This window comes from Amycolatopsis taiwanensis DSM 45107 (assembly GCF_000519205.1).
In the GTDB taxonomy this organism is placed as follows: domain Bacteria; phylum Actinomycetota; class Actinomycetes; order Mycobacteriales; family Pseudonocardiaceae; genus Amycolatopsis_E; species Amycolatopsis_E taiwanensis.
In genome coordinates this window covers 364345-378820 of the sequence record NZ_KI912601.1, presented here as the reverse complement: position 1 = coordinate 378820, position 14476 = coordinate 364345, and the positions used below count along the sequence as shown (strand labels likewise).

Sequence of the window (14476 nt, the reverse complement as noted above, 5' to 3'; positions counted from 1 at the left end):
AGCCGAGTGGTCAACACCTCTGCCACGCCGACCAGACCGGCAGCAGCCTGCTTGCTGAGAGAGAGTTCGAGTGCGACCTCGTCGGCCACCCATCTCGTGTGGCCACGAATTTTGCATAATCGGGCGACGGCGTGGACCTGGAGGGCTTGGGCTCGGCATACGGCTTCCCGCGCCACGGTCATGGTCTCGACCGCGGCATCGTCAGACATGCGCGCAATGTCGTCGCCACACAGCGAGAGTATGTCATGCATCGCAGGGGATCCTTACCTCGAAGACGAATAACCACATTCTATCGCTCAGGCGAACGAAGGTGAATATTTCCACCGAAAACGACACGAAGGGACCATTCGTGCAGCATCACCTGGAAAACGGGCGGCCAACGGCAATATCCGGCCACCCACTGTTCTCCGAAGCCCTCTGTACACCTCGGCTACGCAAGGGCCCCAGAAGCAAACCGAGGCTCCCTCCTAAGCGGGGGAGGGGGCCTCGGGCTTCTCGATAACCTCAGGATGTCCCGGCGAGCTGTCCAGTCTTGACCGGTGCGTGGCCGAGTTCGACCGCCTCGCCGGGTGTGAGACTGTACTCGGTGGAGTGTTCCTTGCCGAGCAGCACTCGGGGCGCTGCTTCCCGTATGTGTTGCGAGAGATCCACCCGTAGAATCGCCGGTTCGAAGAACACGGACCCGTCCTTGTTCTCCAGCCGGACCGGATCGTTCGCCGTCAATACCACCGACACGAGATTATCGGCCGGCCGGTGAATCCGGTGTTCGGTGAACTCTTCCTCGTGATGCTCACGCTCGCACCAGAGCGGGCACGGTATGGCTTGCCAGTAGGGCATACTGGCTTGCCGACTTCTTCGAAGTCGATCAAGGCCCCGGTTGGTGTCACAGCACCGCCAGGGCCGCCTTTTGTTTACCTCCCTACGGTAGCTGGCATTTTTGTTCGTTCGCCTGGGAAATTGTCTTGATCAACAGCTATGACCGGTCGAGATTGTTCAGCGCAGCCGCCGTACTAATCTGACGGTGTGGCGCGGATGACGGTGGACGATCTCAACGAGAGTGAACGCGAGCTGGTGCTGGCCGTGCTGGCCGGCCGGTTCCTGGATTTCTCCAAGGAGCGCTTCTCCGACGAGACCGGCGAGACCGGCGAGACCGACGAGACCGGCGAGACCGGCGAGAAACCCGAGATCCGGGGCGAACTCCTCCGGCGGATCATGCTCGGCCGGTTCGAATGGCCGGGAGAGGTTGCCGCCGATCCGCGCGGCATCCGGCTGCGCGGGGCGCATCTCGTGGGTGGCCTGGATCTTGCCGAGATCGAGTCGAGCCTTCCGCTGTGGCTGCTCGACTGCACCGCCGACCAGCCGGTCCGGTTCACCGGTGCCAAACTGTCCACAGTAGACCTTTCCGGGCTGGTCGCGCCGCGACTGGTGGCGGACGAGGTGACCATCGAGCGCAGTCTCACGCTCCGGGCCGCGCGGCTCGGCGACGGTTCGCACCTTGCCGTTCATCTTGGTGGCGCCCGGATCGGCGGTCTGGTCAACTTCAGCGGCGCGCATCTGGTGAACACCGCGGGCGCCGCGCTGCAGGCCAGTAACCTGCGCACCGGTGGCGGGGTGTTCCTCAACCGGGGCTTTCGTGCCGAGGGGACCGGCGAGGGCGGTGTGGTGCGGCTGCCGGGCGCGGTTATCGGCACGATGCTCAACCTGTCGGGCGCCACGATCCGCAGTCCGGACGGCCCCGCGCTCGTCGCCGACTACCTGCAAACCGGGAGCAACGTCATGCTCAGCGACGGTTTTCTCGCCGAGGGCAGCCGGGATTCCGGCACCGTCCGCCTCATCGGCGCGCGCATCGGCGGGCAGTTGGTCTGCGACGGCGGGCAGGCGCGTGCGGCCGAGCCCGGCGAGCTTTCCCTCAACCTGATCCAGGTGCGGGTCGCCGGGGAACTGGTGCTGCCCGCGTCGTTTCCCGTGGGACCGATCGAGGTCACCGGACTGACCTACCGCGGCGAGCCGCAGCACGCGTCCCTCACCGAGTGGCTGGACATGCTCGCGCACCGGACCACCCGCTACACGAGCCAGCCCTACTTCCACCTGGCCGCGGTGCAGGCCGGTGCCGGGCACGAACGTAACGCCCGGATGATCCACATCGCCCGGCACCGGGATCTGCTCCGCCGCGGCGACCTCGGGCTCCGCGGTCGCGTCTGGCACCGGATCACCGGGCTCACCGCCGGATACGGCTACCGGCCCGGACGCGCGTTGGGCTGGCTGGTCGGCACGCTCGCCCTGTCCGTGGTGCTCACCTTCGTCGCGGGTGCCCTCGGCCTGCTCGGCGGGTGCTCTCTCGTCGAACAGGCCGGCCTCGCCCTCAACGCCGCCACGCCGCTGGTCAAGATCGGCGAGGCCCGGTGCACGGTCGATCCGGGCCGCGGGCTGGGTCAGGCGTTCATCGCGCTGGGCTGGGTGCTGCAGGTGCTCGCCTGGGCGTTTCTGACCCTCTTCGTCGCGGGTTTCACCGGCCTGATGCGCCGATCGCCCTAACCTGTCGGTCGGCCTGTGTCAACCGGACGTTGTTATGAGTGACCCGTTACTGTCCAAATTCGGCAGGAACGGGTCATTCATGCAGGCCGCACAGGTCGCGCTACTTCTGGTACAGCGCCTCGATGATCTTCGCGTAGTTCTTGGTCACCACGTGGCGCTTGAGCTTCATGCTCGGCGTGATCTCGCCGCTCGCCTCCGTGAAGTCGTTGTCGAGGACGACGAACTTCTTGATCGACTCGGCGTGCGACACGTGCTTGTTCGCCTCGTCGACGGCGGTCTGCACGTCGGCGCGTAGCTGCGGGTCGTCGACGAGGTCGGCGACGGTCGCGGCCGGCGGCTTGTCGTGCTGGGTCTTCCACGCCGGGAAGAACTCCTCGTCGATGGTGACCAGCGCGCCGATGAACGGGCGGCGGTCGCCGACCACCATCGCCTGGCTGATCAGCGGGTGCACGCGCAGGCTGTCCTCGAGCGTGGACGGGGCGATGTTCTTCCCGCCCGCGGTCACGATGATCTCCTTCTTGCGCCCGGTGATCCGCAGGAATCCCTCGTCGTCGAGTTCACCGAGGTCGCCGGTGTGGAACCAGCCGTCCTCGAGCGCTTCCTTGGTCGCGGTCTCGTTGTTGTAGTACGCGCTGAACACCACGTCGCCCTTGAGGAGCACCTCACCGTCATCGGCGATGCGCACGGAGGTGCCCGCGATGGGCCGGCCCACGGTGCCGACCTTGAACGCCGACATCGTGTTGACGTTCGCCGCCGCCGAGGTTTCGGTCAGGCCGTAGCCCTCGAACACGGGCACCCCGATGCCGCGGAAGAAGTGCGCGAGCCGGTGGCTGAGCGGTGCGCCGCCGGACACCGCGGCGATGCAACGACCGCCGAGCGCGGCCCGCAGCTTGCCGTAGACGAGCTTGTCGAACAGGAAGTGCTTGGCCCGTAGCAGGAGCCCGGGGCCGCCGCTGTCCATGGCCTGGCTGTAGGAGACGGCGACCTGTTCGGCGAGGTCGAAGATCGCGCCCTTGCCCTCGCCGTGCGCCTTCTGCTTCGCGGAGTTGTAGACCTTTTCGAACACGCGCGGCACGGCGACCACGAACGTCGGCCGGAACGTGCCGAGGTCGCTGACCAGGTTCTTCACGTCCGGCGTGTGCCCGAGGGTGACCCGGGCGGCCAGCGCGGTCAGCGCGATCGCGCGGGCCAGCACGTGCGCCAGGGGCAGGAAGCACAGCAGCGAGTTGCCCTGCTCCATGAGCTGGGGGAAGGCGTTGATGTCCGCGCGGATCTCGGCCAGCAGGTTGCGGTGCGAGAGCTCGACACCCTTGGGGCGCCCGGTGGTCCCGGAGGTGTAGATGATCGTGGCCAGCGAGTCGGCGCCCAGCAGCCGGCGCCGCTCGTGCACGACGTCGTCGGACACCTTCACGCCCAGCGCGGCCAGTTCCTCGACGGCGGCGTTCTCGATCTCCCACACGTAGCGGAGCTCGGTCAGCTCCGTACGGACCTCGTCGACCACCTTCAGGTGCGCGGAGGTCTCGACGAACGCCGCCTTGGCGCCGGAGTCCGACAGGATCCACCGCACCTGCTCGGGCGAGGACGTCTCGTAGATCGGCACGCTCACCGCGCCCGCCGCCCAGATCGCCAGGTCGATCAGGGTCCACTCGTAGCGGGTTCTGGACATCAGGCCGACCCGGTCGCCGCGCTCGATGCCCGCTTCGATCAGGCCCTTGGCCATCGCGAGCACCTGGCCGGCGAGCTCGCGCGCGGTCACGTCCAGCCAGGACCCGTCGACCTGGCGCCGGGCGCTGATCGCCTCACCGAAGCGCTCGGCGTTCGCGAACACGATGTCGGAGAGGTTCTCGTCGTCGGCGACCGCTTTCACGGCCGGGGCGCTGTACTCCCGCACGGGGGCCTCCGAGATCCGAGGTGTGGTGTTACTCGCCAGTTAACCTGGTGCGTTGAACACCTTATGACATCCTGCTCACCGTGAGCATCCCCCTCGGCATACCACCTGCGCTCGACGTGGTCGACGAGACCTTCCTGACCGTACCGCCCAAGATCGTCGCGGCCGCCTTCGCCGACCCCGCGGCCTGGCGCCGGTACTGGCCCGACCTGGTGCTGGAGATCTACACCGACCGCGGGGACGAGGGTCTGCGCTGGACCGTGCGGGGAGCGCTGGTGGGCACCATGGAGGTGTGGCTGGAGCCGATGCTCGACGGCACCGTGCTGCACTACTTCCTGCGCGCCACACCGGCGCGGCCGCTGGGTCCCCGGCAGTTGCGGAAGGAAGCCGACCGGCGGGCCCGCGCCGCCAAGCGGATCGCGCTCGGGCTCAAGGAGATCCTGGAGGACGGGCGGGAGCCGGGGCTGCCACCCGCCATCGCCGAGCCGGACCGGGACGAGGACGGGGCCGAGGCAAGACGTGAAACGGCCTGATCCCGCCCCAGTAAGCTCGGAGCATGCGGGTTCATGTCGTCTCCGACGTGCACGGTAACGCCGAGGCGCTCGCCCAGGCCGGTGAAGGCGCCGACGCGCTGATCGTCCTCGGTGATCTGCTCGACTTCGTGGACTACCAGGCGCATGACAGAGGCATCCTCGGCACGCTGTTCGGTGCGGAGAACGTCGGCAGGTTCGCCCGCCTGCGCCGGGAGGGCACCCGTGAGGAGACGGTCGCCTTCTCCCGGTCGCTGTGGGCGAGCCTGGACGATCCGGGGGCGGCGGTCGAGGAGGCCGTCCGTGCGCAGTACACCGCGCTGTTCGGGGCGATGAGGGCGATGTCCGTGCCGACCTACGCCATTCCCGGCAACGTCGATTCACCGGACCTGTGGGGGGAGTTCGCCGGCGACGGGGTGACGCTGGTGGACGGGCAGGCGGTGGAGATCGGCGGGCTGCGGTTCGGCTTCGTGGGCGGGGCGGTGCTGCCGGACGGGGCGGTGCTGCGGCGCACGAACCCGGTGTGGCGGCCGTACCTGCGCACGCGCGACGAGTTCGACACCGCGGTCGGCGACCTGGGGAAGGTCGAGGTGCTGTGCACGCACGTGCCGCCCGGCTTTCCCGAACTCACCTATGACGTGGTCGCCCGGCGGCATGAAATCGGCTCCGACGCGCTGTCGGTGTTGATCGTCGGCCAGCAGCCGCGCTGGTCGCTGTTCGGCCACGTGCACCAGCCGCTGTCCCCGCGCCTGCGGGCGGGCCGCACGGAATGCCGCAACGTGGGCCACTTCAAGGTGACCGAGCGGCCCTACGTGCTGCGATGGTGAGGTGAGCGTGCACCTTGAGCGCGTCGGATCGCGGGTAGGGCGGTAGCCTGACGGCCATGGCCGACCAGTCCACGCAGTCCATCGAGGTCGACGCGCCGCCGGAGCGGGTCATGGCGGTGATCGCGGACTTCCCGTCCTACCCGGAATGGGCCAAGGTGCGCGAGACCGAGGTGCTCGCCGAAGACGATGCCGGGCGGGCCAAGCAGGTCCGGCTGACCCTCGACGCGGGGCCGATCAAGGACGTCTACACACTCGAGTACGACTGGGCGCCGGACGGCCGCTCGGTGAGCTGGCACCTGGTGAAGGGCCAGATGCAGAAGGCGCAGCACGGCCGCTACGAGCTCGAGGCGATCGGCGAGACCCGGACCAGGGTCACCTACACCCTGTCCGTCGAGCTGGTGCTGCCGATGATCGGCCTGCTGCGGCGCAAGGCCGAGAAGATGGTCATGGACACCGCGCTCAAGGAGCTGAAGCGGCGCGTGGAGAGCAGCCTTGCGGAGTGAAGGACTTGAGTAGCCCGGTGTCAAGCCGCGGCTGCCAGGCCGACCCGCGAGCGCGCCGCCGACAGGCTCCGCTATCGGGGCGGCAGGGCGCTGTCGTGGGTGGGGTGATCCGAGTTCGCCAGGGGCGCCCTGTCGACACGATCAAGGGGGTCTGGGGGCTTGCCCCCAGTCGGGGGTGTGGGGGCGGAGCCCCCGCAAGGCAGAGCGTCTGGGGGCTTGCCCCCAGTCGGGGTGTGGGGGCCGAGCCCCCACAGAACACCGTCGCACGCAAAGTGGCGGAGGAACTGGCTTGACCAGGCTGCTGCTGTTCACCGGCAAGGGAGGCGTGGGCAAGACGACGCTCGCCGCGGCGACCGCGGCCGGGCTGGCGGCGCGTGGCCACAAGACCCTGGTGGTGTCTACGGACCCGGCGCATTCTCTCGGTGACGCCTTCGCCCGGCGGCTGACCCCGGAACCGGCCGAAGTGGACCACGCCCTCTACGGCGCCCAGGTCGACCCGCGCGGCCTGGTCGACGGGGTCTGGCAGGACCTGCGGGGCAAGCTGCGGTCCTGGATAGCCGGGGCCGGGCTGGACGCGCTGGAGGCCGAGGAGCTGACCGTGCTCCCGGGAGTGGACGAGCTGCTCGCGCTGACCGAGGTGCAGCGGCTGGCCGAGACCGGCCGGTGGCACACGGTCGTGGTGGACTGCGGGCCGACCGCGGAGACGCTGCGCCTGCTGGCGCTTCCCGAGGCGGTTTCCGGGTATCTCGACAGGATGTTCGGGCTGCAGTCCGTCTTCGCCGGACGCGGCACGGCGCAGGCGGTACGGCGCCTGGCGGCGCACCTGGAGTCGCTGAAGTCGTTGCTCGCGGATCCCGGGACGACCGGGGTGCGGCTCGTGCTCACGCCGGAACGGGTGGTGGTGGCCGAGGCGCGGCGCACGCTGAGCGCGCTGGCGCTGCGTGGCATCCGGGTGGACGGGCTGGTCGTCAACCGGCTGATGCCCGCGGCGCGCGGCTGGCGTGGGGCGGGGGCGTCCTGGATACGGGCGCGGCGCAGACAGCAGGACGAGGTGCTGGCCGAGCTGGCCGCCTCGGGGCTCGCCGGGTTCGCGCGGGTGGAACATCGTGCGGTCGAGCCGGTCGGGTTGCCGGCGCTGCTGGAGATCGCCCAGGAGCTCTACGGCGACGGCGATCCACTGCTCGGCGTGGGGAGCGATCCGGCGCCCCCGCTGCTTGAGGTGTCCGAAGTGGACGGCGGCTACCGGCTGCGGGTCTCGGTGCCGCTCGGCCGGGACGCGGCGGTCGAGCTGGCGCGGGTCGACGACGACCTGTCGATCACCGTGGACGGGTTCCGCCGGCTGGTCGCGTTGCCGGAACGGCTCCGGTCCTGCCGGATCACCGGCGCGGAGTCGTCGCCGCACGGCCTGGTCGTCTCGTTCACCGGGGAGGGGCAGCGATGACCGAGGCGGAAACGGAGACGACGGCGGCGGCGAGCCTGGCGGAAGAGATCCGGCTGCTGGTGGAGCTGGTGGTCGAGCGGGCGGCGCCCTGGCTGGAGGGCGTGGTCTCGGCCGGGCACGGTTCCGCGCGCGCGGAACCGGACGACTGCGGCTGGTGCCCGCTGTGCGCGATCGTCGCGGTGGTGCGCGGACAACGGCCGGAGTTCGTGGCCCGCCTGGTGGAACACGCCGCGCAGCTCGTCGCGCTGCTGCGGGCCGTGCTCGCCGACCGGTGGGAACCGGAGCAGGGCGTGCACATGCCGGGGTTCCAGCCCCCGCCGCGGGAGCCGAAGACGGCTCGCGTGCAGCACATTTCCGTACGGTGGCAGGAGAGCGGTTGAGGCACGCGATCGGCCTGGACGTCGGGGGTACCTGTGTGCGCGCCGGCGTGGTGGACGAGCAGGGACTGGTGCTGGACACCGCGCGGGTCGGCACGCCCAGCGACGAAGACGCGCTCGACGACGCGATCACGGGTGTGATCGAGGAGCTGCGTAACCAGCACGACGAGGTCGTCGCGGTCGGTCTCGCGGTGGCCGGCTTCGTCGCGAAGGACCGGCGCACGGTGATGTTCGCGCCGCACCTGGCCTGGCGGTCGGCACCGGTCGCGGACACCATCGCCAAACGCGTGGGCCTGCCGGTGACCCTGGAACACGACGCGAACGCGGCCACCGTGGGCGAGCACCGGTTCGGCGCGGCGCGGGGGGCGCGGGTGGCGGCGCTGATCGCGATCGGCACCGGGATCGGCGCCGGGCTGCTGCTGGACGGCCGGATCTACCGCGGGGCGCACGGCGTGGCACCGGAGCTCGGGCACCTGACCGTGGTGCCCGGCGGCCGCGCCTGCCCGTGCGGCAAGTACGGCTGCTGGGAGCGTTATTGCAGCGGCACGGCGCTGTCGGCGACCGCGGTGGAGCTGCTGGCCCGCCACCCGGGACAGTCCACGGTGCTGGCCAGGGAGCTCTCCCGAGACCCGGGTTCGATCACCGGCCTGCGCGTCGCCGGTGCCGCCCGTGACGGCGACCCGATCGCGCTGCGTGCGATGGCGGAGCTGGCGAAGTGGCTCGGCAAGGGGCTGGCGCTGGTGGCCGACGTGTTCGACCCCGAGATCGTGGTGATCGCGGGCGGCGTCTCCGGCTCCGCCCCGCTGTTCCTGGACGAGGCGCGCGAGCACTACGCGAACATCCTCACCGGGGCACGGCACCGGCCGCTGGCCCGGATCCGCACCGCGCACCTCGGCGACGACGCCGCGATCGTCGGGGCCGCCGCGCTCGCCCTGGAAACCGCCGTCGGTGTGCGAAGCTGGTAGTTCGCCATCCACTTCGGCAACCGGAGGTGCCCGTGACAGTGCTGCAGTTCCAGTCCGGGGACGGGTTCGTGTGGTGCGCGGGCGGGCACCGGCACTGGGGCACCAACGGCGCGGCCGGGCTGTTGCTGGTCGACCCCGAGCGTGGGGTCCTGTTGCAGCACCGGGCGTCGTGGACGCATCAGGGCGGCACCTGGGCATTGCCCGGCGGCGCGATCCATGACGGCGAAAGCCCGCGCGCGGCGGCGATCCGGGAGGCCGGGGAGGAGGCCGCGGTGCCGGAGCGGGCGATCAGGGTGACCTCGGCGACGATGGTGGACCACGGCGGCTGGGGTTACACGACGGTGCTGGCCACCACCCGGGAGGTCGTGCGCGAGCGCGTGATGAACACCGAAAGCGACGAGCTGCGCTGGGTCGCGCCGGAGCACGTGGCGGATTTCCCGCTGCACGAGGATTTCGCCGCGGCCTGGCCGGAGCTGCACGCTCAGCTGGGCCGCGAGCTGGTGCTGGTGGTCGATGGGGCGAACGTGGTCGGGTCGCGGCCGGACGGCTGGTGGCGGGACCGGGCCGGCGCGGCGGCGCGGCTGCGGGACCGGCTCGGCGGGCTGGTGCGGACCGGCGTGCGCGGCGAGGATTTCCGCCTGGCGCCGCGGTGGTGCTGGTGGCCGACCGTGCTGCTGGTGGTGGAGGGGCAGGCCCGGCGGATCGAGCCGGCCGACGGCGGCGTGGACGTGGTGGCCGCCGAACGGGACGGCGACGCCAAGATCGTCGAGACGGTGCGCGCGTCGCGGGACGGTGAGCAGGTCGTCGTGGTGACCGCGGACCGCGCGCTCCGATCCCGCGTCGAGGCCGAAGGTGCCGCCGTGATCGGGCCCGGCACCCTCCTAGGCCTGCTCGGGGAGTGACTCACCGAGCCGCGCGAGCTCGGCCATCCCGGCGGCCAGCAGGTCGCCGAGGTCGGCCTCGGAGCTGCGCAGCCACTGCTCGTAGGCGGCCAGCGCGACACCGAGGGTGGCATAGGCGATTGCTTGTGGCGCAAGGGAATCCGGCGCCACCCCGAGGCGCTCGCCGACGAAGTCGGCCAGTACCTGCCGCCAGTCCGCGTAGCGTAAGGCCGAGTGCGCCTGCAGCGCCGGGGTGGCGAGGATCAGCCGCATCCGGCGCCGGTGCTGACGGACCTGCCCGGGCTCGATCCGGTTGAAGTCGACCAGCGCGTCGGAGATCACCCCCAGCAGGGGCGCATCGGCCGGGTAGTCCGCCAGCCGCTTGCGCATCAGGCGGAGCTGGTCGTCGAAGTCGCCCCAGGCGATGTCGTTCTTGGACGGGAAATACCGGAAGAAGGTGCGGCGCCCGATGCCGGCCGCCTCGGCGATGTCGTCGATCGTGGTGCGCTCGAAACCACGGCTGTCGAACAGCTCGAACGCGGCGTGCTCGACCTCGGCGCGCGAGGTGATCTTGCGGCGCCCGGCCCGCGACTCGCTCATGCTTGTCTCTCCGAAAGTTTGCGCGCGACGGTGTCCTGTGGGGGCTCGGCCTCACCTTGATCGCCGCGAGTTGACACAGGTCTTGTCCCGCCCCTTCCATTCGGCACTCGGTGCCATTATCGTCTTTTTGCGGACCGCAGCGAAGCCGTCCGCAGGAAGGGAGCATCCCATGTCCGACTCGGCGACCGAAGTGCAGACGACCACCGTGCCGGAGCCCGTGGTGGAGGAGGAACTCCTGGTCGAGGAGGTCTCCATCGACGGCATGTGCGGCGTTTACTGAGAATCCGGGCACCCGCACACGTGCTGGGGAAAACGGTGTTCGAACCCGACCGGGCCTACCGTTGTTCACCGCGAGTCGCACTGAGGCCGGAGCCCTTCGGTGCGCTCGCGTATGACTTCGGCACCCGAAGGCTGTCATTCCTCAAGACCCCGATGCTGGTCGAGGTGGTCCGCACGCTCGCGGACCAGCCCGACGTCCATACCACCCTCGAGGTCGCCGGCGTGCCCGGCGACCAGCGGGCCGCCTATCTCAAAGCGCTTGCCGGGCTGGCCGAGTCCGGCACGATCGAACCGCGCTGAGAGGTCTGCAACACCAGAGAAACACTGTTCAAAACGCAAGATGGTTACCCCGGTAACGAGCGCAACAGTGTCTTGTGGGGACTCCGCCTCCACGCCCCGGCTGGGGGCAAGCCCCAGACGCCTGCCTTGTGGTGGCTCCGCCCCCGGCTGGGGGCAAGCCCCCAGACGCCCTTAACGTGGGTGGTGAGGCAGGCCGCCATCGTCGTCGACCGGCAGTCGGCAACGGATGTCACGGCCTGGCTACCCGCACACGTTCTGAATGAAAAGGACGTGCGATGAAGCTCGTCGAGCATTTCAAGCATGGCTTGAATTCGCCGATCTGCCTCACCTGGGAACTGACCTACGCATGCAACCTCTCGTGCGTGCACTGCCTGTCCTCTTCGGGCAGGCGTGACCCGCGCGAGCTGAGCACCGCCGAATGCAAGGCGGTGATCGACGAGCTCGAGCGTATGCAGGTCTTCTACGTCAACATCGGTGGTGGCGAACCCACCGTCCGCCCCGATTTCTGGGAGCTCGTCGAGTACGCCGTTTCGCACCACGTCGGGGTCAAGTTCTCCACGAACGGCGTGAAGATCACGCCGGAACGGGCCCGCCGGCTGGCGTCGACCGACTATGTCGACGTGCAGATCTCGCTCGACGGGGCCACCGCCGACGTGAACGACGCGGTCCGTGGCCCGGGTTCGTACGACACGGCCATGCGCGCCATGCGTAACCTCGCCGACGCGGGCTTCCGCGGCTTCAAGCTCAGCGTGGTGATGACCCGGCAGAACATCGGCCAGCTCGACCAGTTCGCGGAGATCGCCGATACCTACGGCGCGCAGCTGCGCATCACGCGCCTGCGGCCGTCCGGGCGTGGCGCCGACGTGTGGGACGAGCTGCACCCGACCGCCGAGCAGCAGTTGGAACTCTACGACTGGCTGGTCGCCCATGGCGAAAAGGTGCTGACCGGCGATTCGTTCTTCCACCTCAACGCGTTGGGCTCGGACCCGCTGCCGGGTCTGAACCTGTGCGGTGCCGGTCGCGTGGTGTGCCTGATCGACCCGGTCGGCGACGTCTACGCGTGCCCGTTCGCGATTCACCAGGAGTTCCTCGCCGGAAACGTCCGCGACGAGGGCGGGTTCGCGCGGGTCTGGTCCTCCTCCGAGCTGTTCACCCGGTTGCGCGGGCCGCAGACCGGGGGTGCGTGCACGTCCTGCTCGGCCTATGACTCCTGTCAGGGCGGCTGCATGGCCGCCAAGTTCTTCACCGGGCTCCCGCTCGACGGGCCGGACCCGGAGTGCGTGCAGGGCCACGGTGAGCGGGCGCTGCAGGCCGTCGTCAGCGCGCCCCGGTCCGATGTGGACCATTCGCACCGCAAGCGCCGCGCGGTACCGGTCGATATTTCCTTCGGCCCGCCGGCGGGCACCCGCCCGGACCGGGCGTGCGACACCAGCCCGCTGGCGGGTCTTCGGTGATCACCGAGCCCGTCGAGCTGGCCGGGCGGAGGGCGCCGAGCCGGGTGCTGTTCGGCCCGCACGAGACCAACCTCGCGCGCGGCCGGGTGCTCTCGGACCGGCACGTGGCCTACTACGCGCGCCGGGCCGCGGGCGGGGCCGGGATCATCGTCACCGAGACCGCGAGCGTGCACGAGGAGGACTGGCCCTACGAGCGCGCGCCGCTGGCCGCGCTCGCCGGGCCCGGCTGGTCGTCCATTGTGGCCGCGTGTCGCCCGGCGCTGGCGCTGGCGGGCCTGGGCCACGCCGGTTCGCAGGGATCTTCGGCCTACAGCCAGTCCGCGCTGTGGGCGCCGTCGCGCGTGCCGGACGTGGCCAGCCGTGAGCTTCCGATGGAGCTGGAGCCGGCACAGATCCGGACCATTGTGGACTCCTTCGGTGAATCCGCGGCGCTGGCCGTAGCGTCCGGTTTGGACGGTGTGGAGCTGGACGCGGGGCAGTATTCGCTGCTGCGCCAGTTCACCTCGGGCTTGACCAACCACCGTGGCGATGCCTACGGCACGGACCGGACCCGGCTGCTGCGCGAGGTGATCCAGGGGGTGCGCGAGGCGCTGGGCGAGGGCCGGGTGCTGGGCCTGCGGCTGTCCTGCGACGAACTCGCGCCGTGGGCCGGCATCACGCCCGAGGACGCCGCCGGGATGGTCGCCGACCTCGCGGGCTCGGTGGACTACCTGGTGCCGGTGCGCGGATCGGCGATGAGCGCGTCGGCGACGCGGCCGGACCTGCACACCGAGCCGGGCTTCAACCTCGACCTGTGCCGCCGGATCACCGGCGCGGTCGAGGGACGGACGCGGACCGTTCTGCAAGGCAGCGTGGTCGATCCCGAGCAAGCGGCGCAGGCTCTCGGCGAAGGCGTCGCGGCGCTGGTCGAGATGACCCGGGCGCAGATCGCCGACCCCGACCTCGTGGCCAAGGTCCGGGCGGGCCGTCCGGTGCGGCCGTGTGTGCTGGCCAACCAGAAATGCCGGGTGCGTGACAACCGCAACCCGATCGTCAGCTGCATCGGCGAACCTCGCAGTGGCCACGAGACCACCGACCCGGAGCCGGAGGGCACCGACGCGGCCCGCGAGGTGCTGGTCGTCGGGGGCGGGCCGGCCGGGCTGGAGGCGGCCCGGGTACTCGCCCTGCGCGGACACCGGGTCGAACTGGCCGAGCGGAGTCACGAACTCGGCGGCATGGTGCGGGTGGCCGCACGGGTGGCCGGGCGGGAACGCCTGGCTCGGTTGGTCGAGTGGCTGGAAGGCGAGGTGCGGCGTTTGGGCGTGCGCGTTTCCACCGGTGTAGCGGTGACCGAGCCGGCCGCGTCGATGATCGTGGCGACCGGGTCGGTACCGGGGCCGCGTGGCTATGCCGTGCATTCCGGCGTCGTGGTGGACGTGGTCGACTTCCTGGCCGGGTGCGAGCTCCCGCCGGGGCCGGTGGTCGTGACCGACCCGGTGGGCGACGCGGTCGGCGTCGGCGTCGCGGAACTCCTTGCCGGGCAAGGCAGGCAGACCACGATCGTGAGCCAGGACCAGGTGATCGGCACCCAGCTCGCGCTCACCGGCGACCTCGCCGACGCCAACACCCGGCTCCAGCGTGCCGGGGTGACGCTGGCGAAGCGGTCTCTGCTGCGCGAGGTACACGCCGGACACGTGGTGCTCGAAGACGTCTTCACGGCGCGGCGCCGCGAACTGGACGCCGCGGTCGTGATCCATTGTGGACACCGGTTGCCCGACGGCTCCCTGTCCGTGGCGGGGGCGACGCGAGCCGGCGACTGCGTGGCCCCGCGCACGATCCACGAGGCGATCCTGGAAGGACGCCGGGCGGCACTGACGCTGGCGGCAGCGACACCGGTGCCGGCGGGACATTAACCAG

15 protein-coding genes and 1 pseudogene are annotated in these 14476 nt (G+C 70.4%); 12 read left to right on the top strand and 4 right to left on the bottom strand.

What is annotated here, in order from left to right:
* Both A3CU_RS0141295 and A3CU_RS0141290 read right to left on the bottom strand, forming a co-directional pair.
* Window positions 1–209 (bottom strand): annotated as a pseudogene (locus A3CU_RS0141295) (hypothetical protein); the annotation flags it as partial.
* A gap of 295 nt (window positions 210–504) precedes the next feature.
* Window positions 505–837: a DUF6907 domain-containing protein gene (locus tag A3CU_RS0141290; protein WP_027947171.1), complete on the bottom strand. Its 333-nt coding sequence runs from the start codon at window positions 835–837 to the stop codon at window positions 505–507.
* Between the two features lie 195 nt (window positions 838–1032).
* Here A3CU_RS0141290 and A3CU_RS0141285 point away from each other — a divergent pair, with 195 nt between their 5' ends.
* On the top strand, window positions 1033–2535 hold the full coding sequence (locus A3CU_RS0141285) for a hypothetical protein (RefSeq protein WP_027947170.1): 1503 nt from the start codon (window positions 1033–1035) through the stop codon (window positions 2533–2535).
* Between the two features lie 100 nt (window positions 2536–2635).
* Here A3CU_RS0141285 and A3CU_RS0141280 read toward each other — a convergent pair whose 3' ends face one another.
* On the bottom strand, window positions 2636–4426 hold the full coding sequence (locus tag A3CU_RS0141280; RefSeq protein WP_027947169.1) for an AMP-dependent synthetase/ligase: 1791 nt from the start codon (window positions 4424–4426) through the stop codon (window positions 2636–2638).
* Window positions 4427–4506: 80 nt separating this feature from the next.
* Between A3CU_RS0141280 and A3CU_RS49300 the strand changes: the two genes are divergently transcribed.
* The 7 genes from A3CU_RS49300 to A3CU_RS0141245 all read left to right on the top strand — a co-directional run bounded on the left by A3CU_RS49300 (window position 4507) and on the right by A3CU_RS0141245 (window position 9968).
* On the top strand, window positions 4507–4956 hold the full coding sequence (locus A3CU_RS49300) for a polyketide cyclase / dehydrase and lipid transport (RefSeq protein WP_245617554.1): 450 nt from the start codon (window positions 4507–4509) through the stop codon (window positions 4954–4956).
* A 23-nt stretch (window positions 4957–4979) separates the two neighbouring features.
* Complete coding sequence (locus A3CU_RS0141270; RefSeq protein ID WP_027947168.1) at window positions 4980–5780, top strand: metallophosphoesterase family protein; 801 nt, start codon at window positions 4980–4982, stop codon at window positions 5778–5780.
* A gap of 56 nt (window positions 5781–5836) precedes the next feature.
* Entirely contained in the window at window positions 5837–6283 is a 447-nt protein-coding gene (locus A3CU_RS0141265) for an SRPBCC family protein (RefSeq protein ID WP_027947167.1), read from the top strand.
* Between the two features lie 289 nt (window positions 6284–6572).
* Window positions 6573–7724, top strand: coding sequence for an ArsA family ATPase (locus tag A3CU_RS0141260; RefSeq protein ID WP_027947166.1), 1152 nt, complete (start codon window positions 6573–6575; stop codon window positions 7722–7724).
* Window positions 7721–8104, top strand: coding sequence for a hypothetical protein (locus A3CU_RS0141255; protein WP_027947165.1), 384 nt, complete (start codon window positions 7721–7723; stop codon window positions 8102–8104). The genes A3CU_RS0141260 and A3CU_RS0141255 overlap by 4 nt, the downstream gene beginning before the upstream one ends.
* A gap of 14 nt (window positions 8105–8118) precedes the next feature.
* Entirely contained in the window at window positions 8119–9066 is a 948-nt protein-coding gene (locus tag A3CU_RS0141250; protein WP_027947164.1) for an ROK family protein, read from the top strand.
* A 41-nt stretch (window positions 9067–9107) separates the two neighbouring features.
* Window positions 9108–9968 (top strand): NUDIX hydrolase, encoded by an 861-nt coding sequence (locus A3CU_RS0141245; protein WP_043844332.1) that lies wholly within the window; start codon window positions 9108–9110, stop codon window positions 9966–9968.
* On the opposite strand, the gene mftR is transcribed toward A3CU_RS0141245, so the two are convergent.
* Window positions 9948–10547, bottom strand: coding sequence for a mycofactocin system transcriptional regulator (gene mftR, locus A3CU_RS49295; protein ID WP_043844245.1), 600 nt, complete (start codon window positions 10545–10547; stop codon window positions 9948–9950). The genes A3CU_RS0141245 and mftR overlap by 21 nt on opposite strands.
* Before the next feature lie 169 nt (window positions 10548–10716).
* On the opposite strand from mftR, the gene mftA reads away from it, so the two are divergent.
* The 4 genes from mftA to A3CU_RS0141220 all read left to right on the top strand — a co-directional run bounded on the left by mftA (window position 10717) and on the right by A3CU_RS0141220 (window position 14472).
* Window positions 10717–10827, top strand: a complete 111-nt coding sequence (gene mftA, locus A3CU_RS53280) for a mycofactocin precursor MftA (protein ID WP_063628988.1) — start codon at window positions 10717–10719, stop codon at window positions 10825–10827.
* 35 nt (window positions 10828–10862) lie between these two features.
* On the top strand, window positions 10863–11126 hold the full coding sequence (gene mftB / locus A3CU_RS0141230; protein ID WP_245617553.1) for a mycofactocin biosynthesis chaperone MftB: 264 nt from the start codon (window positions 10863–10865) through the stop codon (window positions 11124–11126).
* Between the two features lie 275 nt (window positions 11127–11401).
* Entirely contained in the window at window positions 11402–12580 is a 1179-nt protein-coding gene (mftC, locus tag A3CU_RS0141225; RefSeq protein ID WP_027947161.1) for a mycofactocin radical SAM maturase, read from the top strand.
* Window positions 12577–14472 (top strand): mycofactocin system FadH/OYE family oxidoreductase 1, encoded by a 1896-nt coding sequence (locus A3CU_RS0141220; protein ID WP_211246639.1) that lies wholly within the window; start codon window positions 12577–12579, stop codon window positions 14470–14472. The genes mftC and A3CU_RS0141220 overlap by 4 nt, the downstream gene beginning before the upstream one ends.
* Window positions 14473–14476 lie beyond the last annotated feature (4 nt).